At 67.7% G+C, this 24,583-nt stretch carries 21 protein-coding genes; 9 read left to right on the top strand and 12 right to left on the bottom strand.

The window, feature by feature from the left end; translation table 11 throughout:
* Window positions 1–85: 85 nt before the first annotated feature.
* From QHF83_RS35650 to QHF83_RS35660, 3 genes are all read right to left on the bottom strand, one after another.
* Window positions 86–718, bottom strand: coding sequence for a GrpB family protein (locus QHF83_RS35650; protein ID WP_282422492.1), 633 nt, complete (start codon window positions 716–718; stop codon window positions 86–88).
* Between the two features lie 305 nt (window positions 719–1,023).
* Window positions 1,024–1,551: a hypothetical protein gene (locus tag QHF83_RS35655; protein WP_282422493.1), complete on the bottom strand. Its 528-nt coding sequence runs from the start codon at window positions 1,549–1,551 to the stop codon at window positions 1,024–1,026.
* 644 nt (window positions 1,552–2,195) lie between these two features.
* The gene (locus QHF83_RS35660; RefSeq protein WP_282422494.1) at window positions 2,196–3,050 is read right to left on the bottom strand and encodes a hypothetical protein; all 855 of its coding nucleotides are present in this window, start codon (window positions 3,048–3,050) and stop codon (window positions 2,196–2,198) included.
* Between the two features lie 460 nt (window positions 3,051–3,510).
* Here QHF83_RS35660 and QHF83_RS35665 point away from each other — a divergent pair, with 460 nt between their 5' ends.
* From QHF83_RS35665 to QHF83_RS35680, 4 genes are all read left to right on the top strand, one after another.
* Window positions 3,511–3,864 (top strand): hypothetical protein, encoded by a 354-nt coding sequence (locus QHF83_RS35665; RefSeq protein WP_282422495.1) that lies wholly within the window; start codon window positions 3,511–3,513, stop codon window positions 3,862–3,864.
* Between the two features lie 325 nt (window positions 3,865–4,189).
* Window positions 4,190–5,293, top strand: a complete 1,104-nt coding sequence (locus QHF83_RS35670; RefSeq protein ID WP_282422496.1) for a DUF4419 domain-containing protein — start codon at window positions 4,190–4,192, stop codon at window positions 5,291–5,293.
* A 274-nt stretch (window positions 5,294–5,567) separates the two neighbouring features.
* On the top strand, window positions 5,568–5,954 hold the full coding sequence (locus QHF83_RS35675) for a helix-turn-helix transcriptional regulator (RefSeq protein WP_282422497.1): 387 nt from the start codon (window positions 5,568–5,570) through the stop codon (window positions 5,952–5,954).
* Between the two features lie 698 nt (window positions 5,955–6,652).
* The gene (locus QHF83_RS35680) at window positions 6,653–7,591 is read left to right on the top strand and encodes a PAS domain-containing protein (RefSeq protein WP_282422498.1); all 939 of its coding nucleotides are present in this window, start codon (window positions 6,653–6,655) and stop codon (window positions 7,589–7,591) included.
* 34 nt (window positions 7,592–7,625) lie between these two features.
* On the opposite strand, the gene QHF83_RS35685 is transcribed toward QHF83_RS35680, so the two are convergent.
* Window positions 7,626–8,234, bottom strand: coding sequence for a hypothetical protein (locus tag QHF83_RS35685; RefSeq protein ID WP_282422499.1), 609 nt, complete (start codon window positions 8,232–8,234; stop codon window positions 7,626–7,628).
* A gap of 890 nt (window positions 8,235–9,124) precedes the next feature.
* Between QHF83_RS35685 and QHF83_RS35690 the strand changes: the two genes are divergently transcribed.
* Window positions 9,125–9,817 (top strand): hypothetical protein, encoded by a 693-nt coding sequence (locus QHF83_RS35690; RefSeq protein WP_282422500.1) that lies wholly within the window; start codon window positions 9,125–9,127, stop codon window positions 9,815–9,817.
* Window positions 9,818–9,885: 68 nt separating this feature from the next.
* Here the strand turns inward: QHF83_RS35690 and QHF83_RS35695 are convergent, their stop codons facing one another.
* The 3 genes from QHF83_RS35695 to QHF83_RS35705 form a co-directional block, all read right to left on the bottom strand.
* Window positions 9,886–12,126: a DPP IV N-terminal domain-containing protein gene (locus tag QHF83_RS35695; RefSeq protein WP_282422501.1), complete on the bottom strand. Its 2,241-nt coding sequence runs from the start codon at window positions 12,124–12,126 to the stop codon at window positions 9,886–9,888.
* A complete protein-coding gene (locus QHF83_RS35700; protein WP_282422502.1) occupies window positions 12,123–13,517 on the bottom strand; it encodes a PLP-dependent aminotransferase family protein in 1,395 nt (464 codons plus the stop codon). The genes QHF83_RS35695 and QHF83_RS35700 overlap by 4 nt, the downstream gene beginning before the upstream one ends.
* 166 nt (window positions 13,518–13,683) lie before the next feature.
* Entirely contained in the window at window positions 13,684–14,985 is a 1,302-nt protein-coding gene (locus tag QHF83_RS35705) for a HEAT repeat domain-containing protein (protein ID WP_282422503.1), read from the bottom strand.
* A gap of 293 nt (window positions 14,986–15,278) precedes the next feature.
* Here QHF83_RS35705 and QHF83_RS35710 point away from each other — a divergent pair, with 293 nt between their 5' ends.
* Together QHF83_RS35710 and QHF83_RS35715 are read left to right on the top strand one after the other, a co-directional pair.
* Window positions 15,279–16,133, top strand: coding sequence for an alpha/beta hydrolase (locus QHF83_RS35710; RefSeq protein WP_282422504.1), 855 nt, complete (start codon window positions 15,279–15,281; stop codon window positions 16,131–16,133).
* Between the two features lie 56 nt (window positions 16,134–16,189).
* Complete coding sequence (locus QHF83_RS35715; RefSeq protein ID WP_282422505.1) at window positions 16,190–16,705, top strand: hypothetical protein; 516 nt, start codon at window positions 16,190–16,192, stop codon at window positions 16,703–16,705.
* Here QHF83_RS35715 and QHF83_RS35720 read toward each other — a convergent pair.
* Window positions 16,689–17,768 (bottom strand): hypothetical protein, encoded by a 1,080-nt coding sequence (locus tag QHF83_RS35720; protein ID WP_282422506.1) that lies wholly within the window; start codon window positions 17,766–17,768, stop codon window positions 16,689–16,691. The two genes, QHF83_RS35715 and QHF83_RS35720, sit on opposite strands and share 17 nt — an antisense overlap.
* A 413-nt stretch (window positions 17,769–18,181) precedes the next feature.
* Window positions 18,182–18,529 (bottom strand): Ig-like domain-containing protein, encoded by a 348-nt coding sequence (locus QHF83_RS35725; RefSeq protein ID WP_282422507.1) that lies wholly within the window; start codon window positions 18,527–18,529, stop codon window positions 18,182–18,184.
* Window positions 18,530–19,239: 710 nt separating this feature from the next.
* Between QHF83_RS35725 and QHF83_RS35730 the strand changes: the two genes are divergently transcribed.
* Window positions 19,240–20,667 carry a serine hydrolase domain-containing protein gene (locus QHF83_RS35730; RefSeq protein ID WP_282422508.1) on the top strand — a complete coding sequence of 476 codons (1,428 nt, stop codon included), beginning with the start codon at window positions 19,240–19,242 and terminating at the stop codon, window positions 20,665–20,667.
* A gap of 56 nt (window positions 20,668–20,723) precedes the next feature.
* On the opposite strand, the gene QHF83_RS35735 is transcribed toward QHF83_RS35730, so the two are convergent.
* The 3 genes from QHF83_RS35735 to gstA all read right to left on the bottom strand — a co-directional run bounded on the left by QHF83_RS35735 (window position 20,724) and on the right by gstA (window position 23,481).
* On the bottom strand, window positions 20,724–22,076 hold the full coding sequence (locus QHF83_RS35735) for a glycoside hydrolase family 5 protein (RefSeq protein WP_282422509.1): 1,353 nt from the start codon (window positions 22,074–22,076) through the stop codon (window positions 20,724–20,726).
* A 33-nt stretch (window positions 22,077–22,109) separates the two neighbouring features.
* The gene (locus QHF83_RS35740) at window positions 22,110–22,667 is read right to left on the bottom strand and encodes a hypothetical protein (protein WP_282422510.1); all 558 of its coding nucleotides are present in this window, start codon (window positions 22,665–22,667) and stop codon (window positions 22,110–22,112) included.
* Between the two features lie 196 nt (window positions 22,668–22,863).
* Window positions 22,864–23,481, bottom strand: a complete 618-nt coding sequence (gene gstA / locus QHF83_RS35745) for a glutathione transferase GstA (RefSeq protein WP_282422511.1) — start codon at window positions 23,479–23,481, stop codon at window positions 22,864–22,866.
* A gap of 66 nt (window positions 23,482–23,547) precedes the next feature.
* Here gstA and QHF83_RS35750 point away from each other — a divergent pair, with 66 nt between their 5' ends.
* A complete protein-coding gene (locus tag QHF83_RS35750; protein WP_282422512.1) occupies window positions 23,548–24,492 on the top strand; it encodes a LysR family transcriptional regulator in 945 nt (314 codons plus the stop codon).
* The last annotated feature ends 91 nt before the right edge of the window (window positions 24,493–24,583 follow it).

A 24,583-nucleotide genomic window follows, 5' to 3' on the forward strand; every position in this document is an offset into this window, starting at 1 on the left:
GGGCGCTGGCGGGACACGCGCCCGCCGAGCCCAGCATCCACGACGTCGCGGAATCGCGCCGAGCGCGCGCCGTTCCGCTTCTGCTTCATTCGGCGCCCCCCTTCAGCGCTCGCGCGATGATGGCTTCGACAACCTCGCCCTTCGCATTGGCGTAGTGCTGCACGTAGCGCCAGGTGCGGGCGGCGAGATCGCGCTTGGTCTCCTCGTAGAGCCGGCGCTCCTCCGGATGGTTTCGGCACCGATCCCGGAACCCCAGCATCCGCGAGATTTCCTTCGAGCCCACGGTGAAGACGTGCAAGTTCACCAGGGGATTGTCGCCCTTCATCAACCGGTGCTGCTCCCAGTCCGGCTCTCGTATGTGCAGGCGATAGCCCTGGGCCGTGAGCGCTGGCACGTAGGCGTCTTCGTCTGCCGAATCCGACACCGCCAGCAGAATGTCGAGGATCGGCTTCGCGCTGATCCCCGGAATGGACGTGGATCCCACGTGCTCCAGCACGAGCGCAGCGTCGCCCAGCGCAGCGCGGATCTTCGCCTCCTCGGCCGCATACTGCGCCGGCCACGTGGGATCGTAAGGAACGAGGTGAACGGTGGCGTTGTGTGGCGCGATGGTCCCACCGACGCGGACGGCCGCCAGCTCCTCGTCGGTTTCGAGCTGTTTTGTCATTGCTTTGCCGGCTCCTTTGGGCCGCCAGGATAGCACGGCCGCATCAACCCGCATCGAGGGTCGACCGACCCTGTGGACGTGCCGACAAAATTCGCTCCACCGGGCGAGCCAGGCCGAGAACGCGGCATCGCTGTCGGGCTCTCATAGGCTGGGAAAAACCCGCCTCGCCACGTCTGTTGCCCCTCGGCGCCGAAGGGTGCCGGAAAATGGGGGAGGCTCTGGTTGTGCACGTGGAACGGTTCGGGGAGATGAAGATTCACGGGGACAATGGTTTCGCGGGGACGGACGATTCACGCTTGGTTGACGCTCCTTCGAGCGTGCGACACGCTCGGAGTGATGCGCGACAAGGGAAACCTCGCTCAAACGGAATTCTGTCTATTCGCGACTGGTCTCGCACTGGCCATCCATGTATCGGTCGGATGCTCGAGTGACACGGGCGCGGGGAGCAGCAAATCGACGAGCGTCGCTTCCCCGGACGCAGGGGGCGGCTCGGGCAGCAGCGGAAGCAGCTCGGCGTCGGGCGGCGGCACCGGTGGATCCGGCTCGGGCAGCAGCGGCAGCAGCTCGGCGTCGAGCGGCAGCGCCGGTGGATCCGGCTCGGGCAACAGCAGCAGCTCGGCGTCGAGCGGCAGCGCCGGTGGATCCGGCTCGGGCAACAGCAGCAGCTCGGCGTCGAGCGGCGGTGCCGGTGGATTCAGCTCGGGCAGCAGCTCGGCGTCGAGCGGCGGTGCCGGTGGATTCAGCTCGGGCAGCAGCAGCAGCAGTTCGGCGTCGAGCGGCGCCGGTGGATCCAGCTCGGGCAGCAGCAGTGGCTCCGGCGGCTCCAGCGGCGGAGGGCCGGTGAAATCTTGCCGTAAGGCATGCAGCGCCGCGGCCGACTGCACCAAGAGCAGCCTCCCGACGTACAACGCAGACAACTACGATTGTGTCGCGGGCGCATGTGAATACAAGGGCTGCAACTCGTCGGAAGAATGCACCGAGCAATTCAAAACCACGTCGGTGTGCGCGCCGAGCCCAGCCCCGTACACCAGCAACCAATGCTACTTCCCGTGTACCACGGTCGACGACTGCTTCCATCCGGGTGCCCCTGCGACCAAGGACGCCGACAACTTCGCCTGCGTCGATGGTCTGTGTAGAGACCTGGGCTGTGGTTCCACCCAGGAATGCATCGATGCCCTCAAGGATCCCGACCTGGTGTGCGCGCAGCTGCCCGACAATCCCCTCAAGAAATGCGTACACAAGTGCAGCGTCGCAGCCGATTGCGCCCCCGCGGGTGCGCCGCCGACCCTCGACGCAGACAACTTCGTTTGCATGAATGGTCTGTGCAAGGACACGGGTTGCAATTCGGATCAAGAATGCAATGCCACTGGGTCCCCTACCCCCTACGTATGCCGATGACGCCATGAGCCCCGCCTCGGGTGTCGACACCCACCGGCTCTGCTCCGAAAACGGGACCGAAAAAACCCTCACGCGCGAGGCCCGAGCGCCGCCCGATCGAAGTTTCTCGAGCTGCGGGACCGGTGTAGGCGTCTCAATTTTGGCAGCCAATGCGTTCGCCATGCAGCGCGATATCGTCGATCCACGCCGTGAAACCGGGCGGGGCTTGCTGATAGTTCGTCCAGCCGATGCGCACCTCGCTGAAAGCATTTGGAATCTGCGAACCCTCGTAGTTGCCGGGCCCGTTCGCGATGCTGATCTGCTCGACGTGCACGTCGTCGATGTAGAAGTCGTAGCTCTGCGTCGGCCCGTCGATGTGCCATTCGGCACAATGCCACTGGTCGTCGAACATCCAGTTGTACTCGCTTCCCTTGCCAAACTCAGCCCCGTTGGGCTGGACGTTGTAGAGATACTGGACGTGAGAGCCGTTGCCGTCGTTATTCCAGCCGTCCTTGTCCTCCTTCACGGTATCCACCACGCGGACCTCCTCCGGCCCTGCGGTGGGACCGTCGCCGTAAAGCGCGACGATGGTCGAGTGGACGAAGGCATCGGGAACGGGGAGCGCCACCTTGTAGCGAATGCGACCCCAGTGCCCGCTTCCGAGCTTCGAGCCGTCGTGATAGATGCGGCGCTCCCCGTTGGCAATCGGGCCCAATTTCAACGAATGGGCGCCGCTCACCGCTTCATCGTCGGCGACCGCGGCGGGGTCGCCGTGCTTGGTCCACCCTTGCGGGATCGCGCCGACCTCGGTGGCCTCGAAATCCTCGCAGATGATGTATTTGCCGGAGGAGCATGAAGCTTGATTCTGGCCGGAGCCGCCGGAGCCACCGCTCCCGCTGCTGGACGTCGAGCTGCCGCCAGCGCTGCCGGTGCTGTCGCCGCCATTTCCGCCGCCGCCCGAGCTCGAATCCGCGGGGTTTGAGCTGCATCCTGCGTGGAATGTGGTCAAGAGGAGCGCGAGGCTACAGGCGTGGACACGATGCATTGTTGACCTTCGACTTTCTGCGCGGATGGTCGATCACTCGCCCATTCACCCGTAAGGCGCGTGATCCTACCCCAGGCCGGCGCCTCGAAGCAACGAGGAGACCTCCGGCCCCTGACCCGGGGCTCCTGTGGTGCTAGCATCCCTGCCTGTAAGTCACTTCGCCACGTCATCGCATCGTCGCGACGTCACCGAGAAACAACATCAGGCCATAATGCAGTTACTCCGGATCGCAGTTCCCATCATGGCCATTCTGCTCCCTGCCTGTATGCAGCGAGAGCCTGCGCCGACCCACGCGTCGAGTTCAGGGGACGACTCCAGGCCGTCCGTCGTGGCTCCGAGCCCCCACCTGAAAGATGCAGAGCCGGACACGGGGACCGCTGCGCCCGCGACCTCGAAGGTGGAGTCCAGGACGTCACCATGCCCGATGGTGCTCGATGCCGCGAGCCAAGCGAAGAAGCCATCGCCTCCGCTCACCCGCAAGCCAGACATGGCCGGATTGGTGCGGGAGAGCCTGGCCGGACACCCTCGTAGGGTGCGCCTGCGGTTCCACCACCCTGTGAGCGTTTCTTCGCTCCCCACGTTCAGTGTGAGTGATTACGAGACGGACGACGTGGTAAAACTGGAGGATGTCGATATCATGATGATACCCTTCGTACATGCGGTTTTTCCAAAGCAGTTAATCGATGGTCATTTGTTCGAGCATAGCAAGAGCGCCGGTTCGACGACCTACGTGATGACCGGCTACTTCTCTGGCCGGCTGCTGGATAAATACGAATAGTTTCAACAACAGTACGGATACGCGATAACACCGGATACGGTGGACGAGGCCGATAGAGAAGATTGGAGGATGAGCCATTGGGAGTTCTGTGTGGAATCGTGGTGCGTGATCCCGGATCCCAAGCCGGCATCCCGCCACTACGTTTACCATCCCGAGGAGTACCCGATGTGGTTGACGAAGATGCGCAAGGCGGGAGTCGTCTTCTGTCGAGGGGAATGACTTCGCGGCACGTGGTCCCCGTCCGGCCAGCCCGGTCTACGTCGTGACGCTTTCGGCGAGCGCGGGAGGCATGTAGACTGTCGCGAGGCCAGGGGGGCCGCCCGTCATGCACACCTTCCGTGTCTCTGCGGTCGAACTGTCGTCCAAATCCTTCACCCCGACCACGCTCGCAGACTCGCTCGCCGCGCGGACGCCGGGCGCCTGTGAGGCGGGCGCAGCCAACCTGGCGAACCTCGTCGAGCCGCGGCCCGTCAAGCGCGAGTTCCTCGACGCGGCTACGCAGCACGCCTTCGTGGATGCCGTCGCGCTCGCCTTCGCCCAGCACTTTCCGCTGATCCTCTCCCCGGACGACGTGTGGCTCTGCCTCGCCCAGGGTTTCGCGCTCCACGTGACGCAAAACGCCGAGGCGCTCCGCGGCCGGTTCGTCGGCGGGGAGGGAAAGCCCACGCTGGAGGTGCGCCGGGACGATTTCGTCAAGGGCTCGCCGGACAATGACTGGCCGGCATGCCTGGCCGCGTTCTCGGACGCCATCGCCGGTCATATCGGAAAGAAACGCGACCTCGTCGTGGCCGACTTCTCGACCACCGGCCCCATCGAGCGCGCCGCCTCCGAGATCACGCTGATGGACGCGATGCAGCATTACTTCGTCTACGAGCTCTCGAGCATGTGCGGGATCCCGGAGATCACCCTGCTCGGGACGACCGAGGACTGGCGCTCGATCCGCCGCCGGGCCGAGGTCTTCACCGAGTTCGACCTCGGCTTCTGGACGAAGGAGCTGGTGCCGGTCCTGGACCAGTTTGTCGCCGCGTCGAGCGGGCAGGTGGACGAGGCGTTCTGGCAATCGTTTTACAAGCAGCCGGGTGGATCCGGCGGTCCTTTCATCGGTGGGTGGATCAAGACCCTCTTCCCCTACGTGAACCTGCGCGAGTGGGATGCAGCAGAGCATCGCATCCGCCGGGTCCTCAGGCGAAACCCATTCCTCACGCGGGCCAAGAATCTCGACCCGGGGCTCAAATCGGGTGATTTCCCGGCCGGGATCTCGGTGGCGCCTTTCCAGTGGAAGATCGGCGCGCCGCCTGTCGAAGCGCGCTTTCCCATGGAATTGCTCGGCGGTTTCGTGGGCATTTCCCAGGCCCCAGAGAGCCTCGCGCTCCGCCCGGCCATCGGGTGGGCAGTGCGCGACGCGGTGCAGGCGCAATCCGGTGGCTGACGCCGAGACAATCCCGCTCACGCCTCCGTCCGCCGCTCCTTCTGGCAGCCACCCCCCATGTCGGACGAAATGTCAACCTCCGATCGCTGGACGGAGCATGCCGCGTCACGATAGACGTGCACCTTGACGGAACACTTCGCGACCGTCGGCGGATCGCACGAGCAGGTCCCGCACTGCCGCTGATCGTCGACCTGTCCGTAGAGGAGGCAGTTGTCCGGCCAGCCTTCCGAGCACGGTTTGTCGGAAAGGTTTGTCGGTGTAGGGAAGACGTGGCATGGGGAGGCCTACGATCTCCGTCGGGAAGGACCCGCCTGTGCCTCGACAAGGAAAAAGCAACGCTCGAGCGTTTCGTGTCCGGGTGGGTGCCCGCGTCCGTGAGCTGCGCCTGCACCGCGGGATGACGCAGGCGGAGCTCGCGGAAGCGAGCGGCTCGTCCAGGGGGTATTTATCGAGCATCGAGCGGGCCCGCGTCAACGCGACGATGATCCCGATCTACCGCATTGCGGCAGCGCTCGATGTCGTGCCGATGTTCATGTTCACAGGTACCAATGACGACGAATTGTCGCGCGAGTTCGACAAGTCGAGGTATCTTCCGGCACCGGGTGCGACGCGAGTGCTTGGGGATTGGGCGAGAGGAATACAGCGTTCTTTTCGCTCGTGAGAAACGACTCGACAGCTCCCGCACGAGCGGCTGGTTCTGCTCGGCGCATCCCGTGCAATGACCCCACAAGCGCGGAAGAGTGCGACGAAGACACGGACGAGGGCCAGACGGGCCTCCCATGGCGTAGCGCGGCCATCCCGGAGGCGCCCATCCTACCGGGGCCATCCGGGCGCGGAAGCCCTCCGCTTCCGGGCGCGCGCGTCCGCGCGGAAGCGGAAGCGGGGGCGAAAGGCGTGTCAAAGTTTTCCTCGAGCGTGGTCAAGTGTACGGAATCGCTCGGCCTTTAGGGCACTCCTGCTTCCGCCCCCGCTCTCCCAGCGATCCTCCCTTCCCCTCCCGCCGGCTCTTTACAGCCTCGTCCCGCCCGCCGATACTCGTCGGGCCATGCGGACGGGTGATGTGTTCCTGGCGATGGACCGCGCGACGGGTGCGCTCGTCGCGGGGGGTCCACCCTGCCTGGGCCCACGCTCGTCCAGGCCGAGCAGGTCGTGCGCCGGCCGCCGGCGAGGGCGGGCTGCCTCGAGGAGCGCCGTGCCGTCGGCGCTCGTGGAGACCAAGGCAGCGTCGACGACCCTCAGGTGGTGCCCGAGAATGCGCGCACGCTGGAGCTCGCGCGGCAATGGCTCGGCGAGGGCGCGGCTCGAAGCGAGAGCAGCCGCCAGGATGGACGGGTCGGAGGGAAGCGCGTAAGGAGAACCATGAGCACGTCGACGCTGGAGGAGCTGCAAGCCGAGAACGACGCTTTACGGCGAGAGAACCAGGAGCTCCGCCGCCGCATGGAGGAGATGTCACGCGACAACGAGGTGCAGAAGCAGCGCATTGCGGATCTTCAATCCAGCGAGCTGATGCTGCAGGCCTTCCTCGACAACACGCCGGCCGTCATGTACGTCAAGGACGCCGAGGGACGGTTGGCTCTGACGAACAAGGAGCACGATGTTTTTTTCGGTCAGATCCCCGGGAGCATGCGAGGGAAGACCGATTTCGACAATTTCCCTGCGGAGGTCGCCGAGGGCATTCTCGCCTTCGACCGGCAGGTGATGGCCGCCGGGCATGTCTTGCGCAAGGAGGACGAGCTCCCACACCCGGAGGGCACGCGCACGTACCTCACCATCAAGTTTCCGATCGCCGGCATGCAGGGCATGGATGGCGCGCTCGGCGGCGTCTCGATCGATATCACCCCGATCAAGGAAGCCGAGGCGGTGCGCGCGGCGGCCCAGGCGGAGATCATCGCCGCGCAGCAGGCCACGATCCGCGAGCTCGCCACGCCGCTCCTGCCCATCGCGGAGCAGGCGATCCTCCTGCCGATCGTCGGCCTCATCGACGAGGAGCGGGCGCAGCGGATCATCGAGCATCTCCTGCACGCGATCACCGAGCATGGCGCGGAGGTTGCGATCCTCGACATCACGGGCGTGCGCGCGGTCGACACGCAGGTCGCCGACGCGCTCGTGCGGGCGGCCCAGGGGGTGCGCCTGCTCGGGGCGACCGCGGTGCTCACGGGGATCCAGCCGTCGATCGCGCGTACGTTCATCGAAATGGGCGCAGACCTCCGCGGGCTCGCCACGCTCGGCACCCTCCAGGAAGGCATCGCCTTCGCCCTGAAACGTCGAGCCTCCCGCTCGGCGAACGGATCCCGATGAGGCACCGTCGCAGAGCGCCGAACCGTTCCGCGCTCTAGATTTCAGTCGTGCATACGATCCCGGTGATCGACAGCCCCCAATCGTCGCCGATGTCCCAGCGACGGAGCTCGGCGTCGATGATGCGGAGCGCCTCGTCGGCGTGGCGGAAATCGCCGATGCGGCTCGACATGTTCCACTGTTCGAGCGGCGCGTTCGAGTCGGCGCAGGCCCCGAGCCCCAGGGTATGGGCGTTCAGCTCCCCGAGCTTCTTCCTCATCGCCCCGAGCACCGACCCGCCGATCGCCATGAAGTGCACATTCGGGCACGCGACGGGGTCGGCGTCGGGGGCGTCGCATTCATTCCCACCGCGACTGCTGTATTCGATCCGGCGCTTCCCGTGGCCGTGCACGCGAATGTAATACTCCGGGGCGTCCGGATACGAGCCCTTACAGGTCTTCAGCGGCTCGAACGAGACCCCTTCGGCGCTCGAGACGAGCGTGATCTGCGAGGGCTGCCCCTTCACGATTGCGACCGGGCAGTCCTCCGCGGCCAAGGGCGGCGGGGGAGGCCCGCAGCCGACGAAAGCGGCGCACCCCACGAGGACGAGGACGTGAAACCGCATTGTCACGAGCGCTTCGCGCCCGAGGGCTCTTTGTCCGAGCATACCATGTATTCTCCGGCAGACGTTTCGATGGAACCGTGCACGCGCCGCCCAGGCAGCTATCGTGCCAGCCCGAGGGTCCCCGATTCACCGCACGCCGCTGGCTCCGACTCCACCGCCGACACATCGCTGTGGACTTGGAGTTCACTCCCCGCTTCGGTTGTGGACTCCCAGTCGACAGCGCTCGAGGCTGGCTCGCATGCCTGCGCTCGCGTACGAGTACACGTAGAGCCCGGGGCGGCTGTTTCGCATGGCATGGCGCTCGCAAAGGTGCGGAGCGTGGGACCCGCCAGCGCTGCGCACGCCTCTCTCATCCCGGATAGGATACCTGCTCCTCGATTCGCCGCGCCTGAAAGCCGATGCTAGGCTCCGACCATGGGAACGATCGACGTCGTGAGATTTCGACGATCGCCGTCGCGCTCCTCGCGCACGCCCTATTTTTGAGGCTGTCGCTCCGCGAATCGCCACTTCCGCCCCCGGCATCGCCTCCACCGGCCATCGAGGCTGATACGACGATCGATATCGAGCTCGCAGCGCCGCCCGCGCCCACGCCCGCGCCCACGACCGCGCCCACGACCGCGCCCAGGCCCGCGACCGCGACCGCCCTCGCCCCCGCGCGCGCTGCCGCTCCCGCACGCGCCGCCGCTCCCGCTCCCGCTCCCGCTCCCGAATCCGCGCCCGCTCCCGAATCCGCTCCCGCTCCCCGTGCCACCGGGGACGAATACGCCGGCCCTCCGCCCACGAATCCTGGCTCCAGCCTTCCCGGCCTCGGTGCGCCCATCTGGTCCGTTCCCGGCGTCGTCTCTGCGCCCTCCGCGGGCAAACCCGCGGCAACGACGATTGAAGCGGCTCCCGTCGATCGTGAGGCCGCGAGCCGCGTTCTCTCCGGCACATTGCACTCCCAGGACAAAGAAAAGGGGATCGAAATCCCTGCCGCCGGCCGCGTCGCGCAGACCGTCGCCTCGGCGGTGCGTGGTTCTGCGGTCAAGGACGCGCGCGCCACGTTCGAGGTGAAGCTCAGCGCAGACGGGCGTGTCGAAGGCGTCCGGCTCGTCAGCTCCACCGACAACAACGCGAATCACTGGGTGGGCGTCGTCGAGTCCGTGCGCGCTTCGCTCGACGGCAAGGCGCTGCAAATGGGCTCCGACAAACAGAGCGTCACGGTCGTCGTGAAAGTCGAGTCGAGGATCCAGCTTCCGTCGGGGAGCAAGGCGCCGGTCACCATCAAGCCCAAGTGCGCCAACGAGGAGATGTTGCGGCTCGCCGCCGCGGCGAGGGAAGCCACGAAGGCGGGCGAGGTGCCCGGCCACACTGACGCTCTGGGGCGCTTCATTCCCGACAACGACGCGTTCGACGATGAGATACTCCGGTACTTCTGCATCCCGGTCGGCTTTCGCGGGATAGGGGATCTGTCGGACATCGGCGCGCACGAGGTGAACGTCGTGAGTGTCTCGTTCGAGGTCAAACGAACCTGGGAAAAACCATTGCTGCCCGGCGCCCCGAAGCCCATCGACCGGCGCGCGCCTTGGTTGCCGGAAGATCCCAAGAAAGCCAAGCCTCCGCAGAAGAAAAAGAAGAGAAAGTAGAAGCCGTTCCGGCGTCGTCGCTACGCCTTCCGTGGGAAAAAAGCGCCTGCCGCGCGGGCGATGGTCGCTCAGCGCGGACCGCCCAGCTCCTTGACGAAGAACCGGTGTACGTCGTCCTTGTAATACTGGAACGCCGATCCCTCGGGGGAATGTGGCTGTCCGGGCATGATGAGCAACTCGAAGTGTTTGCCCTCGCGAATCAGGGCCTCGGCCATGCGCATCGTCGTGGATACCGACGCGTTCACGTCACTCGTGCCATGCATCATCTTGAGTGCACCACGAAGGTTTCGCGCGAGCGACACGTTGGACCCAGCTTCGTAGCCAGCTCGATTTTCGTTCACGAGACCCAGATTCGGCTCCATGACGACCGCCTCCTCCTCGAGGGCCCCGGGCGCCCCGGCGTAGCCTGCCTTGAACAGCTCCGGCGCCGTCAGCATGCCGCGAAGCGCGAAGTAGCCGCCCCAGGAGTGGCCATAAATCCCGACGCGGCTCATATCCATGTAGGGCCGCGTGGTGGCCGCCTGCCGCAGCCCGGCGACGTGATCGGGGATCTCGGTCTGACCCACCTGCCCATAGTTCGCGTCTTGAAACGCCTTGCTCCGCCCCGGTGTGCCGCGCGCGTCGAGCACCATGACGACGAACCCCATCTGCGCCAGCGAATTCGCCCACCGCGACTCCTCGGTCCCCACGAAGCTCCAGGGCACGACCGACATCCACGGACCGGCGTAGATGACGTCGATGACCGGGTAACGCTTTTTCGGGTCGAAGTCCCACGGCTTGTGCAGCACGCCGTACAGCTGGGTCGCGCCATCGGCAGCCAGGACCGTGAGGGACTCCGGCGGCGAATAATGCAGGTCCGCGAGCGCGGTCGTGTCCGCTTCGGCGTAGCGGAGCGGGGCCCCGCCGTCGGTCGAACCCACGTCCCATACCCGCGGTTGCACGCGCGTGGAATGACCATCGATGTAATAGCGCCCCGACGGCGCGAGGGAGATCCGATGGATGCCAGGGTCCGGCGACAACCGCTTCAAATCGCCCCCGGCGAGGCTCGCGCGATAGAGCAGTCGATCGTAGGGAGCCGCGCTGTCGGCAGAGGCCAGCAGGAAGAGCGCGTCTGCGTTCGGAGTCACGCCGAGCACTCGATGCACGGGAAACGGGCCGCTGGTGACCTGACGCTCGAGCGTCCCCGCGTAATCGTACAGATAGACGTGCCGAAAGCCGTCGCGCTCGGACATCCACAGAAAGCGCTTGTTGTCCTCGAGCGGAGTGACCTGCAGCGGCCACCCGTTCTCCACAAAGTCGAGCGCACCGACGAAGCTGCTCGGTCGGTCCTCGCGCAGCACGAGGCGGGTCTTGCCGGCCTTTGGCTCCACCGCCGAGAGCTCCAGCCGCTTGCCATCGCGGGACAGATGGAGCACCAGCGCTTCGCTGCCATCGGGGCGCCAGCCCGAAAGCCAATCGTAGGTCTCCCCGGGCGCGGGCGGAACTTGCGTCACGCGGCCGGTCGCAGGCTCGACCACGTAGAGCTCCGAACGCCTCAAGGGCGTCCCGACCTTGGAATAGGGCACCATCTTCACCCGCTCGATGCCCGTTGCGTATGCGTAATCGACGATCGGTATCTTGTGGACGCCGCGCGTGTCATTGCGCCAGACGAGGAGGAACCGACCGTCGGGCGACCACGCCCGCTCGGGGATCTGCCATTCGTAATTCTCTTCCCCGTTCCGCTCCAGCAGCGTGCCGCCGTCGCTGCCGACCACGGCGAACCCAGATCCGCGCTGGACCGCGATGGTTCGGCCATCGGGAGACAGGTGATGGCTCGCGGACAGCATCGACGCGGCGCGATCGGTCGGGGCGAGGGCCACGACGCGGCGATCGGATAGCCCGAGCGCGAACGGCCGGCCCTGAAGCTGGAACACAATCCGGCGCTGATCGGGCGCGAGGCCGGGAGCGAGAACGAAGTCGACGTTCTCCGGTAGCTGGATCTTCTGCCCGACCAGCTGCGAGAGCTGGGCCGAAAGCGCGTCGCTCGACAGGACGGGTACCATCGTCCGCTGCTGCGCGTCGACCAGGACCCACGTCCCGCGATGCGGACCGACCGCAGACCAGTACACGAACTGATCACGATCGGGGAGCCATCGCGGCGCGACGAGGGTGTCTCGAATGCGCTCGATGAAGCGGTAATACTTCTCGGCGACGTCGAGTCGCGCTTGCAATGGATCGCCTTGGGCCGTGGCCGTCGTGGGAGGCGGAGTCGCCGTCGTGGGAGGCTGGCAGCCGAGCACCGCGAACACGAACACGACGAGCAGTCTCATGGCATGACACTCCAGGGTGAGGTGGGCGATTCGTCGAGCAGCTTCGCCAGGACGGCGAGGCCCCGCTCGAGCTCGTTGCGTGATCTCGCCGCGCCGAGCGAAACCCGAATGGCATTGGGCGCGCTTCCCGCGCGGGCCGCGAACAGGTGCGCCGGCCCGATCAACACGTTCCGCGCGGCTGCCTGCTCGACCACCTCCATCGCTCGCCGGTGATCCGGAATCCTCATCCAGAGGAAATACGCGGTGGGATGCGCGAGATACGGATATCCCTTCAACATCGCCTCTGCGATCCTCTGGCGGGCGGCGGCTTCGATACGCCGCGCGTCTCGGATGGCTGCTGCCGTGCCGTCCTCGATCCATTGCGTCGCGATCTCGGCCAGCAAGGGCGAGGCCGACCACACCGTTGCTCCGGCGGCAATCTCGAGGCTGCGTCGAACCTCGCTCGGTGAACGAATGAAGCCGACACGGAGGGCAGGAACCGTCGCCTTCGACAGGCTACCGATGTAGTACGTCGTCTCAGGGGCGAGCGCGGAAAGCGGCGGCGGCGCGTCGGAGACGAGCGGAGCGAGCGCGCCGTTCTCGATGATCGTGACCCCGTACTCGCGGCAGATCGTCACGATCGCCCGACGCCGCTCGAGCGGCATGACCGACGTGGTCGGGTTGTGGTTCGTCGGAGTGCAATAAAGCACTTTGGCCCTGCTCGATCGGCATGCCTGCGCGAGCGCATCGGGGACGAGCCCATCCTCGTCGACCTCGACCGGATGCGTCGGCAGCCGGAGCCACTCTGCGGCGCTGAGCGCTCCGGGATAGGTGAGCTCCTCGACCAGCACTCCGGTCGTCGTCGCGAGCGCCGACAACAAGATCGCGGTGGCGTGCTGCGCACCGCTGCACACGGTGATCTCATCGGGGGACGCGGCGACTCCGGTCGAGCCGAGCCAGCGCGCGCCTGCGGCCCGTTGCGCCATGGTACCGCCATGCGACTGGTAGCCGCTGAGCGCGCCGAGGTCCGCGCGCGAGCTCAGATTCGCGAGTGCAGCAGCGAGCGCGCAGTGTCCGAGATCGCCGGACATGATCGGCGCGGCGGTCGGGCCGAGGTCGATTCGACCCCGGTCGAGCATGGGCGAGTACGCGTCGCGATCGGTGAGGTCATTCACGAACGTGCCGCTCCCGACCTGGCTACGAACGAGCCCGCGGCGTTCCGCTTCCGCGTACGCGCGCGTGATGGTTCCCAGCGACGCCCCGACCACGTTCGCGAGCTCGCGGTGCGTCGGGAGTCGGTCTCCAGCGCGCAGCTTGCCGGCGCTGATGTCGGCGGCGAGCGCATCGACGATCGCCGCGTACAGCGGCGCGCTCGAGCGTCGAAGGCGTGGTCTCCAGGCATGGCTGCGCATCGGGTATGTACTAGTATAGGCCAAGAAGTGTCATAGTACAATCTTCTCGATGCCGTACCGTGGGCCAGCGTGGCGCTGTGAGCCGGACGTGCGCGCCGGCTGGCTCGTGCGGGTGCTCGAGGAACGGAGCCCGGCCGGGGGTGCCTTCAACGTCGTGAGATGACTTCTAGTGCCGCCACGCCAGCCATTCGAGGGCCCGCGTGGCAGCTTCGCGCACCTGTTCGTTCGGATCACCTTGGACCCGCCGCAGGGTGGCCACCGCCGACGAGACGTGCAGGCGGCCCAGGGCATACGCGGCCTGGCGCCGGACGCGCGGCTCGCCGTCTTCGAGCGCCAATGTTTCGAGCCGCGGGAGCAATGCATGCCGTCGCGCTCGCCCTTCGACATGGTGGGCCGTCATCGCGGCGGCCTCGCGTATCTGGACCGCCGGGTGCGCGAGCGCCTCGGCGAGCGCATCTCCATCCTCGATGGGCGAGAGAAGTGAGAGCACCCCGGCGGCTCGACTGGGCGCGAGTCCATTCGCCACGGCATCGAGCAGCGGGCGCGGCGAGCGGAGGAGCCGGCGCAACACACGCCCGACCTCCCAGCCGATCCTGAAGTAGAGGTGGTCATGCGAGAGCATCCGGAGAAGCGGCCCGATGGCCGCCGGATCGCCAATCTTACCGAGCGCCTCCACGGCGATTTCGACGGTTGCGTCCGGCGAGCCCTCGTCGAGGACACGCAGGAGCCACGGCACGCCTTCGGCGGCGCGCAGATGGCCGAGCGCGCCCAGCGCGGCATTCCGAGCTCGCCCATTCTCACCCGCCTCGCAAGTGCGGAGGAGCTGCGGTAAAATACGCCGATCACCCGCCCTCGCGCGCAGGGCGAGTTTCCACAGGGGATCCAATGCGGCTTCCGGGAGGGCCGCGAGGCTATCGAGATCCCGCCGTCCGAGCCTCACGAGGGTCTCCCAGACGATGCCCCCGACGCTGCTCGCGGGGTGGCCGAGCAGCGGGACGAGATGGGGGATGGCGCAGGGATCGCCGAGATCGCGAAGCAGCCGGATGTTGCATTTGATCTCGGACGTATTGCGGCCGTCGAGCGCTCGCGTGATCACGTCGACGGATGTGGGGCCCGATCGTCGCGCGATCTCGACGAGATCGGACGTACGGGGACGGGCTCCGAGGGGGAGCGCGAGGGCTGCCTCGAGCGCGGGCCGCCCGAGATCCCCGAGCGCCGTCACGATCGCTCGACGAAGCGCCTGGGCGCGAAGGAGCGCCAACCTCGTCTCGGGCATCCACCCGTCGATCGTGCCGCACCATTCCCACGAATCGAAGGTGCGGACGGCGAGGTCGTAACGGGTGAGCAGGATCGGAATCGCGGCGAGATCGCGTGTTCGGCCGAGGGCTCGCGCGGCTTTAGGGGCGCGTTCGGGGTCGTCGAGCATCGCCACGAGCTCGGTGAAGGAAGCGCGGGATCGAGGCGACATCGATGTCATCCTAGCAGCTCGTGGGGCGCGTGGTCCTTCACTCGCCCGCGACGCCGCTTCTCGAGGCGCGAACTTCAGGCCGAGGCTCCCGCGAGGCGCGATGGTGCGCGAATTCCGGGACGCGGTGAATCCGCTCGGGGTCGTGGAGACGCCGTTCGATTCGGAGGGGGCTGGGCCCGGGCCCGCCGGCGGCGAGCTCGCGGCAGGCACGGCGACAGCCATATGTTCCCGCGGGGGCCTCTGGACCGGACCGGCGTCACACTTTCGGCATCCCGCGCGACGATGAAGGCCCCATGAAGCCGCCTCACCCGTTCGTGTCTTCGTCGTCACGGTCCACCAAGCGTTTGTTCGTGCTCATGTTGGTGGCGCTTCCCTGCGCGGCGAGCTGCACGGAGGCGGCACCACAAGGCTCGGCGGCTGCGGGCGCAATCGATGCCGCGGGTTCGGCGAGCGCGGCGGGCTCCGCGAACGCGAGCGCCTCCGTCCCACCGCCGGGCCCATCCGCGGCGGGAGTTGCCAGCGCCCCCGCGAACCCGGCCGTCGTCGAGACGCTTGCTGTGCCTGGCGACCTGCCGGCGTCGATCGTGAAGAGCGCGGATGGGCGCCCGCCGCGCATCGTGTTTTTGCCCGGTGTTTGTTCGAACGCGGGCGCCTACCTATGGGGTTTTGCGGAAGCGGCGCGTGCGCATGGCGGAGCCGTCGCGATCGACGGCGATCGACCATGTGGTGGTTTGCAGGATTTTCGCAGCATCTCCTCGGATCCAAAACACGAGGAGCCGCGCATCCAGGCGGCTCTCGCCGCTGCCGGTCACGCGACGCCGGCGTCCGCCGATGTCGTTTTGGTTGGTTATTCGCTGGGCGCGACGCTCATCGAGAACCTGGTGAAGGCGTCGCCCGATCGGTATCCGCGCGTGGTGCTCATCGGCTCGCCGCACGATCCGCGGCTCGATCGGCTGAAGGGTGCTCGCGCGGTGGCCACGATGGCCTGCTCGCTCGACGCTCCGCGGCGAATGAAGGGCGCGGTGCGAATGCTCGAAGGGGCGGGCATCAGGTCGTCGTATTTCGAGATGCCCGGGTGTACCCACGGCAACCTGGCGGAAGGGGATCGTGTGTTTTCGGAGGTGCTCACGTGGATCACGAGCAGCTAGCGGCCTGAAGGCGACCAGACGAGGCCATCCGCCCCCCTTCGTGTTATGTGCCGTGCATGGGAAGCAACACCACGGCGGTCGCCGTCGACATCGATCGGGTGAAGGCGGCATGGGGCTCGAACGACGAAAGCCTCCGCGCGCGCGTCCTCTCGGCGCGATACAGCAAGTATCTCGCGACGATCGACGATCCGAGCGCGGGCGCGCTCGACGAAATCCTCGCCGGCGCCATCGGCGATCGCGATCCGTCGAAGTATGGCTACGCGGTGGTGGCGTTGATGCACACGCTCGGGACCCGGCTCCAGCGCGAGGTACGCAGCATGGAGGCGATCTTTGGCATCGACGACGTCGACAGCCCGGACCTCAACTACCCCGACCAAACCTGGCCCGTTCCCATCCCCAACACCCCGGAGTACCCGCTCGTGACCATCGTCCCCCGGGGCCGGCTCGCGGCGCTCGCCGCCAAGATCCCCGCCGCACACGAAGGCGACGGCGCCGAGTTCATCGAGGTGCTCACGGGCTGGGTGGCGAAGACCATCGAGCTCGGCGTGGATCTCGTCATCTTCGATTACTGATCCCCGGATCGCGACCCGAGATCGCCACCACCCGCGGCGCCGCGGTGGGCCCCTTCCCGCTGCCGCTCGACTGGCCCGCTTCGTCCGCGCCCCAGCACACCACGCGCTCGTCCGCGAATGCCGCGCAGGTGTGCGCCTCGCCGCAGCCGATCGCCTTCGCGCCCGCCGCCGCGGGCACCTCCACCGCCGTCCCTGCGGCCACGGGATCGCCCGTCCCGAGCTGCCCGCGGCGCCCGTCACCCCAGCAGAACACGCGGCCATCGGCCTTCTGCGTGCACGCGTGCTCCGCGCCCGCGCACAACGCCACCGCGCCCGCCATCCCGGTGACTGGCAGCGGATCCCTCGTATCGGCGGGCGCCCTCCGGCCGAGCTGGCCACGCGTGTTGCTCCCCCAGCAGAGCACGCCGCCCGCCCCGAGCCCGCACGCGAAGTTTCGCCCCACCGCGAGCACGGACACCGTCTTGCCGTCGTCCTGCGATCCGGGGTCGCGTTCGGGCTGCCGCGGTGCGAGGCTCGGCGGCCCGAACGGGCAGGCGACGCGTGGCACGCCGTTGGCATCGCTCAGCGTGCACAGCGCCGACTCGAAGGCAGCGCCACTCGCGGCGTAGACCTTGGGGCAGAGCGTCCCCGACGGGCACGGCGGCGCGGGGCCGCGGCCGGTGAGGCGAAAGATGTCCATGTCGTGGTGCGCGCCGGTGCACGCCGCGAAGGAGCCGGAATACTCCTCGGACCAGAAGAAGCACGAGCCGTCGCGCGTGAGCACCGGCTGGGTCTTTTCGTGCTGGATGTGCTCGCCGGCGCGGCCCATCGCGCGCACGAGGACGGGGCTCGGGCGTTCGAGGCGGGTACCGTCGCCGAGCTGCTCGAGATCGTTCTTCCCCCAGCACCGGATGGCGTCCTCCTGCACGGCGCAGGCGTGATCGGGGCCGGCGCCGAGGGCCAGCACGCCGCCGAGCCCGTCGCCGCCGCACTGGCCGGAGTCGTTCGTGCCCCAGCAGCGAACCTGACCGCGCGCGGTGAGGAGGCAGGAGAAGGCGCGGCCGAGGGCCAGCGTGGTGCTCACGGGCTCAGGGGCGCCGGCGGCGGGCGTGGGCTCCGGCGCGGCGGTGGCGGAGGGCGCAGCGAGGGGTGCGGCGGAGGGCCAGGGTGAGGGGGCGGGAGGGAGAGCGACGGACGGCGGGGGCTCGGAGCGGCAGGCGGCGAGGAGAGCGAAGGCGAAAAGGATGCGGCGCATGCTGGTAGATGGAGGGAGAGCGGGAGAGTGTGACGGTGCCGATGGCCTTCGCACGCTCAAACCAGCGCCCGGAGGCGGTTGCGGGCCGGAGGGGCCCGTGGCCGGCGAGAGGCCGCCGCATGGGAAGCGGCGGAGAGATCAGTCACCCGATCCGCTGGCGCACACGCGGCCCAAAGCCGGAAAGGCCCGTTCTCCCCCGAGAGCGGGCCTTTCACCAAACCTGAATCAGCGCACCTCTGGCTTCAGGGCATGATGACGAGGCTCTCGGACTCTTCCTGGCCGCCGAAGCGGGCGGTGATTGTGACCGTTCCCTCGTCGATCGCTGTCACGAGGCCGTCAGCGGATACGGTGGCGGTCGCCGGGTCGCTCGAGATCCATTCGACACCTGCGTGTCTGGACATATCCCCTTCCGACGTCCCGTCGGAATACATCACCTTCAGCGTGTACTGAAGCGTCTCGCCCTTCTTCATCGAGCTCGTGTCGGGGGTGAGATCGAGGTCCGCGACCGTCTTGTTGTCCTGCTCGATGCCGTCGGAGTCGTCGTCGCCGCAACCGACGGCGGCAACCATCGACATCGCAGAGAACGCCATGGCGAAAAGCATGCAATACGTTTTCATTTTTCTTTGCTCCTGGGGGGTTACCCACCCTTTGATGTCCGGCGGTTCGCCATACACGTCGCGTGCCGACGTCGAAGCGGCATTTTTCCGCCCACGGATGTGCAACTCGTGCCCGGAAATGACGTCACGGGAATCTTTCAGGGTATTCCTCGCGGAAAGCGCCCCCTATGACGGATCCCGACGATCTCCCTCATGACGGCGAAGATTCGCAGGTTTCAACCTCGACCCGGCGCAACGCGCCCTCGCCCTGCTCGGTCGGCTGCTTCTGGCGAGCGAAGGAAGATGCGCTATGCGGAGTTTCGTCAGCGTGCTCCTGACAAACGGTGACGTTCTGGACGTCGACTCGAGCAGGAGCGTCACGACCGGGAGCGATGCATTCCGTCCGAGGGAACGACCATGGCCGACCAGCTCCAGCAACTCTCATGGGATGACCTGCGCATCGTCGAGGCGATCGGTGCATGCGACGAGCCATGCCTCTTCTGCATTGCCTGCAGCCCGGCCGTCAGGTGCCGAGCCGGTCGCGTTCAGCGAGCGATACGGCGACCGCATTGAATCGCGGCGATCGATGAGCTCCGGCAACCGGGTCGCGTCATCCGAAAAACCCCAGCGAGGTTCCCTGAGGTTCGACGCCCCTACATTTTCGTGGCCGTCGCGATGCACCGGGTTAGGATGGAGCCCACATCGTGAACAGACGCGATCTTCTCGTCTCTGTGGGCGCAGGTGCCGGCTGGCTGATCGCGGGGGCCGCACTCGGCGGTTGTCGAGCCCGTCCGCGCGAGCCCGCGAGCAAGGCGGCCGTCGACCCGCCGCCCGTGCTCGAATCGTGGCTGGAACGCTGGTTGGCGGCGTTCAACGATCCGGACCTGGGCGTGTACAAGCGGTTCGTCGAGACGCTCGCGCCGACGGTGCGCCCGTACGTCGACGACGACCTGGCGGTCCGCGAAATCACCGGCGGCTTCGAGCTGCTGTCGTCGCAGGTGACGGGTCCGCAGGAGATCACCGCCTGGGTGAAGGATCACGCGTGGGACCGGCGCTCGAAGGTGGTGCTCACCGCCTCGGGCCCGGACAAGCTCGACGACATCGCCTTCGCCGGCGCTCCTGCCGAGGGGACGATCCAGCGGCTCGACCAGGCGTCGGCCCTCGCCGCGGTGAAAACGAAGTTGGGCGAGGCAGCCCGGGCGGGTCGCTTCAACGGGGCGGTGTTGATCGCGCGGGGCGAACAGGTGCTCTTCAGCGCGGGCCACGGCTCGGCGAACGACGAACGGGCGCTCCCCGTGACGACGTCGACCCGGTTTTGCATCGGCTCGATGGGCAAGGTGTTCACGGCGGTGGCGATCATGCAGCTGGTGGAGCAAGGGCGCCTCGGCCTGAGCGACCCGCTGGCCCGGCATCTACCCGACTACGCCAACCGGAGCCTGGCCGAGCGAGTGACGGTCGAGCAGCTGCTGACCCACACCGGCGGCACCGGCGACATCTTCGGCCCGCAGTACGACGCGAACGCCGGCGCGCTCGAGACCACCGCCGACCTGGTGCGCTTCTACGGCGCGCGTGAGCCGCTGTTCGAGCCGGGATCGCGGTGGGGCTACAGCAACTACGGGTTCGTCCTGCTGGGTGCGATCCTCGAGCGCGTGACGGGCAAGCCGTACGAGGCGGTGTTTCACGAGCGGATCTTCGGGCCCGCGGGGATGCCGGCGACGTCGCAAGCCTTCGCCTCCTCGCGCGCGACCGCGATGCCGTACACCGGCGCGGGCGCGACCGGGCGCAAGGCCCTGGCGCCCTACGAAGGGCTCCCCGCCGGCGGCGGTTATTCGACCGTCGAGGACCTGCAGGCCTTCGTCGTCGCCTTGCGCCGCGGGGCGCTGGTCAGCGCAGCGACGCTCGCGGCCATGACGGCCCCCAGAGTGGTGGCGGGCACGTCGCATTGGGGCCTCGGCCTGGCGGTGCGGACCCGCAACGGCGAGACCTACTACGGGCACGGCGGCAGCGCCCCCGGGGTCAACGGCGATCTGGCGATCTATCGTGATTACGCGACCGTGGTGCTGTGCAACCGCGGGCACCCGGCCGCCCTCACCGCGGCCGAGTTCATCGGTGCGCGCCTGCCCGTGGGGTGACCACGGCCGCTTCGCAGGTCAGGCGCTGAGGTGTCGAGGAGGCGCTCGCTCCGCAGCTACGGCTTCTGCGTCACCGCCTGGAGCGCTTGCAGCGACGATAGCAGCGGCTCCGACGCCGGGGCCTCCCATTTCGTGTCCAGGATACCGTATGTCTCCTCGGCGCCGAAGACCCGGCCGGTGCCGCGCGCTTGCGTCCCGTTCACCGCCCAATACACCCAGTCGATGTCCGCCTCGCTCAAGTACGTTCGGAACGCCGAGAACCAGAACCCTTGCCCCGTCGCGTCGCTCACGCACGTGGCCGCGTTGTGGCAGGTGCCGAACTCGCCGACGAGCACGGGCGCGGTGAAGGGCTGCCCCTGCGTGAGGATATAGCCCCACTTGTTGCCGAGCTCCGTCTTGAGCTGCTGATAATCGCCGAGCCCCGCGTGAAACCAGGCATAGTCGTGGGCCGAGTAGACGACCCGACCCGGGACGTCGAGCGTGACGGGCAACGTATAAGGCCCCCCGAGGTCGGACCCATAGTTGAGCCCCTCCACGACGATGAGCAGGTTCGGGTTCTGCTTCAGCACGGTGTTTCCCCCGCGGGTGGCCGCCCCGTGCCAGTCGGTGGCGGGATCGCCCCCGCCCCACACGGGCGTCACGCAGCCGCAGCTCCCGCAGGGGCACTGCGTGCAGGCCTGGCAGCCGGCTTCGAGCACCGGCCTCGGCTCATTACGAAGATCCGCCGCCACGACCGCCGGCTGCGCCGCGTAGCGCTTCGCGAGGGCCTCCCAGTGCTTCAGCCACGTGGCCTCCGGGTATTTCGATGTGTACCAGAGACCATTCTGGTCGGTATCGCTGCAGCACCAGTCGGCCTCGCTCACGTGGTTGTCGAGGATGACCACGAGCCCCTCGTACGCGAGCGCGTCGATCACGGCGTCGAACACCTCGAGCGCCGTCTTGCCCTCGAGCTTCGGGTTGGCGCTGACGACCTCGTCGGCGACGACCGGGTTCAGTTCGACCATTTCGTTCGACCACGGGAGCCGAACGGCGTTGAAGCCGAGAGCGCGAATGCGCGCGGCGATGGCGCCGATATCCGCGATCTCGAGGCCGGCGGGGACGTAGTCCATCTCCTCGGCGCCGTACCAGTTCACCGCGGCGAACTTGAATCGCTCCCCGGAGGCGTCGAGGATCCAGCGCCCCTCGGTGTGAAGCGGCAGCGGCGGCAGCGCGTGGCCCGGGGATCCTCCGCCGCCGCCGCTACCGCCGCCCCCATGACCGCCGCCGCCGGCCCCGCCGGCCCCGCCGGCGCCGCCTGCGTGGTCCGAGCCACCGCTCGACGGATCTTGACCCGCATGGCCGGCCGCGCACCCCGCGGCGGTGGCGAGCAGGAAACCTCCGAGAACAGCACACAACCATTCGGATGACATTCGATGCTCCCTTGAAAGGTGCGGCTCCGCGCCTCACTTGCCCGCAAGGGTCTCGCAGGGCTCGAGGTTCTTCTCCGCGACCTCGGCCGAGGGAACCCCCTCCATGCCGGTCGTTTTGCAGACGTACTTCTTGCCGCCGATCTCCTTCAGCTTGAAGCCGATATACCCCGTCTTGCCCGCGTTCTCGAACTGGACGATGGCCATGTTCGGGCCCTCCTTCGCCCACTTCTTGAAGGGAAAGAGCACGGTGTCGCCCTCGAAGCCCTTCTTCAGGGCCGCGAAATCGTCCTTGGCCTCGCTGACGTTGAGCGAGGCCCCGTCGCCGATGTCCACGGTGGCGCTCTTGTGCTGATCGTCGAGGCTCATGTCCATGGCGCCCATGCCGCCCGGCCGAACCTTGATCTTGAGGGGCATCGGGGTGAGCTCCACGTCCACGAGCTCGCCCTTGGCCTCGCCCCCCTTCGGCGCCTCGGCCGCGCCCTTCGCCGCCGGTGCGCCCGAGCCGGCCGGCTTGGCGGCCCCCTCCTCGCCCTTGTTCGAATTGCAGCCGGCCACCGCCAGCAGCGCCATGACAACCACGAGCTTGCGCATCCCTGTTCTCCTCACGGTGTCGCCGGGACCGTCGGGTCGCCGGCGCTCGCCCTAGAGACGGGGAGGCAGGGGCGCTTTTGCGTTTTTTGTTCGGTGCGACGGACCACGAGCGCGAGCGCCCCAGCAGCCCGTGGAATCATCGTCGCGAGCGCTCCGATGTTCGCCGACGTGATGTCGGCCACGCGAGCCCCTCCGGCTAGTGAATGCCTTCGGCCGTGAGCGCCGCGCGGACGGCTGGGCGCGCGGAGAGCCGCTCGAGGTATGAGCCAAGCGTGCCGGGCAGATCGACCCGCAGCAGGTGTCGATACGTTCGCAGCGCGAAGTATGCGTAAGCGTCGAGGATGGTGAACGCGTCGCCGTGGAGGAACGGGCGATCGGCGAGCGCCTCGGCGAGCAGGGTGACGCGGCCAGCGAGGCGCTGCGCGGCCCAGCGCTTCGATTCCTCGCTCACATTTGGCATCAGGGTGAACGGTGCGAAGCCCTTGTGCAGCTCGGTGGCGATGAACTGCAGCCATTCGTCGAAGCGAACGCGCACGAGATTGCCGCGCGGCGGGGCAAGCTTGGCCTCCGGCCAGGTGTCGGCGATGTAGTTCAGCAAGACCGCTGTCTCGGTCAGCAAGGTGCCGTCCGAAAGCAGCAGCGCGGGCACGTACCCCTTGGGGTTCAAGCGCGCGAAGTCGTCGCCGTCCGCGGTCTTCTTGCTCCTCAGGTCGACGCGGGCGAGCTCGAATGTCGCGCCGGCCTCGCGAAGCGCGATGTGCGGCGCGAGCGAGCATACCCCTGGCGTGTAGAAAAGCTTCATGGTCTCGGTCATGCCCGCAGTCTAGGTAGCCGCCGCAGCTTGAACAATGAGGATGGATTGATCACTCTGTCCAGCGCCATGAACAGCCGCCCCGACTTCGCCGCCATCGAAGCCTTCGCTCGCGTCGCCGAGACGGGCAGCTTCCGCGCCGCCGCCCTCGCTCTATCCGCGCCGGTGTCGACCGTCAGCGTGCAGGTCAGTCGTCTCGAGCGGCGCCTCGGCACCCGGCTGCTCGAGCGCACGACACGGCGCGTCCGCCTGACCGAGGAGGGGCGTGCGTACCTCGAGAAGGTGCGCGCCGGGCTCGACGCAATCGCCGAGGCGGAGGACGCGGTGTCGTCGCGCGGCAGCGAGGCCCGCGGGCGCCTGCGGGTGGCCGCGCCGGTCGAGTTCGGGCAAGCGGTGCTCGGGCGCGTACTCGGACGCTACGCGAAGGAATGCCCGGGCGTCGCTGTCGAGATCGAGCTCGTCTCCGAGCGTGTCGATCCGGTGCGCGACGGCTTCGATGTCGTGATCGAGGTCGAGCCGTGCGACAGCGCGTCGCTCGTGGCGCGCAAGCTCGGCGCGCCCTCGCGTCGTCGCCTCGTTGCCAGCGCGGACTACCTCGCGCGTCACGGCGTCCCAGCGCACCCGCGCGAGCTTTCGCGGCACACGTGCCTGGTGATGGGCACCCGGCGCGAGGCGGCAACGTGGCGCTTCACCCGCGGCGGCACGAAGCTGTCGATCGTCCACCGCCACGCGACCGCGAACAGCTGGGCGCTGCTGCGTGACCTCACCGTCGCCGGCTGCGGGATCTGCTGCCTGCCGGACTACCTGGCCGCGCCCGCGATCTCCGAGGGCAAGGTCGAGGAGGTGCTCAACGCGTACACGATGCCCGCGGAGCAGATGTACGCGGTGTATCCCCGCAGCCAGCACGTGCCCGCGCGCCTGAGCACTTTCGTCGCGGCGCTGCGCGACTTCCTCGAGGTGTGGCCTGGCTGCCTGCCCAAGCCGCCTCCGCGGACGTCGGCGGTGGGCGCGTGAGGGCCGCGCCCACCGCCGAGCGCGCCCTGGAGCGCACGATGGGCGTGCGGAGCAGCAGCGGATCCTCCAAGAGCAGCTCGGCGAGGCGTAC

It is taken from the genome of Polyangium sp. 15x6, assembly GCF_029960785.1.
Lineage (GTDB): Bacteria > Myxococcota_A > Polyangia > Polyangiales > Polyangiaceae > Polyangium.

What these genes read in the sequence shown, in the direction of transcription:
- QHF83_RS35740 (WP_282422510.1), bottom strand. Translation starts at nt 22,667, where the DNA reads ATGCGCAAGCTCGTGGTTGTCATGGCGCTGCTGGCGGTGGCCGGCTGC.
- gstA (WP_282422511.1), bottom strand. Translation starts at nt 23,481, where the DNA reads ATGACCGAGACCATGAAGCTTTTCTACACGCCAGGGGTATGCTCGCTC.
- QHF83_RS35680 (WP_282422498.1), top strand. Translation starts at nt 6,653, where the DNA reads ATGAGCACGTCGACGCTGGAGGAGCTGCAAGCCGAGAACGACGCTTTA.
- QHF83_RS35695 (WP_282422501.1), bottom strand. Translation starts at nt 12,126, where the DNA reads ATGAGACTGCTCGTCGTGTTCGTGTTCGCGGTGCTCGGCTGCCAGCCT.
- QHF83_RS35710 (WP_282422504.1), top strand. Translation starts at nt 15,279, where the DNA reads ATGAAGCCGCCTCACCCGTTCGTGTCTTCGTCGTCACGGTCCACCAAG.
- QHF83_RS35705 (WP_282422503.1), bottom strand. Translation starts at nt 14,985, where the DNA reads ATGTCGCCTCGATCCCGCGCTTCCTTCACCGAGCTCGTGGCGATGCTC.
- QHF83_RS35750 (WP_282422512.1), top strand. Translation starts at nt 23,548, where the DNA reads ATGAACAGCCGCCCCGACTTCGCCGCCATCGAAGCCTTCGCTCGCGTC.
- QHF83_RS35670 (WP_282422496.1), top strand. Translation starts at nt 4,190, where the DNA reads ATGCACACCTTCCGTGTCTCTGCGGTCGAACTGTCGTCCAAATCCTTC.
- QHF83_RS35675 (WP_282422497.1), top strand. Translation starts at nt 5,568, where the DNA reads ATGGGGAGGCCTACGATCTCCGTCGGGAAGGACCCGCCTGTGCCTCGA.
- QHF83_RS35715 (WP_282422505.1), top strand. Translation starts at nt 16,190, where the DNA reads ATGGGAAGCAACACCACGGCGGTCGCCGTCGACATCGATCGGGTGAAG.
- QHF83_RS35735 (WP_282422509.1), bottom strand. Translation starts at nt 22,076, where the DNA reads ATGTCATCCGAATGGTTGTGTGCTGTTCTCGGAGGTTTCCTGCTCGCC.
- QHF83_RS35665 (WP_282422495.1), top strand. Translation starts at nt 3,511, where the DNA reads ATGGTGCTCGATGCCGCGAGCCAAGCGAAGAAGCCATCGCCTCCGCTC.
- QHF83_RS35685 (WP_282422499.1), bottom strand. Translation starts at nt 8,234, where the DNA reads ATGCTCGGACAAAGAGCCCTCGGGCGCGAAGCGCTCGTGACAATGCGG.
- QHF83_RS35700 (WP_282422502.1), bottom strand. Translation starts at nt 13,517, where the DNA reads ATGCGCAGCCATGCCTGGAGACCACGCCTTCGACGCTCGAGCGCGCCG.
- QHF83_RS35725 (WP_282422507.1), bottom strand. Translation starts at nt 18,529, where the DNA reads ATGGCGTTCTCTGCGATGTCGATGGTTGCCGCCGTCGGTTGCGGCGAC.
- QHF83_RS35650 (WP_282422492.1), bottom strand. Translation starts at nt 718, where the DNA reads ATGCGGGTTGATGCGGCCGTGCTATCCTGGCGGCCCAAAGGAGCCGGC.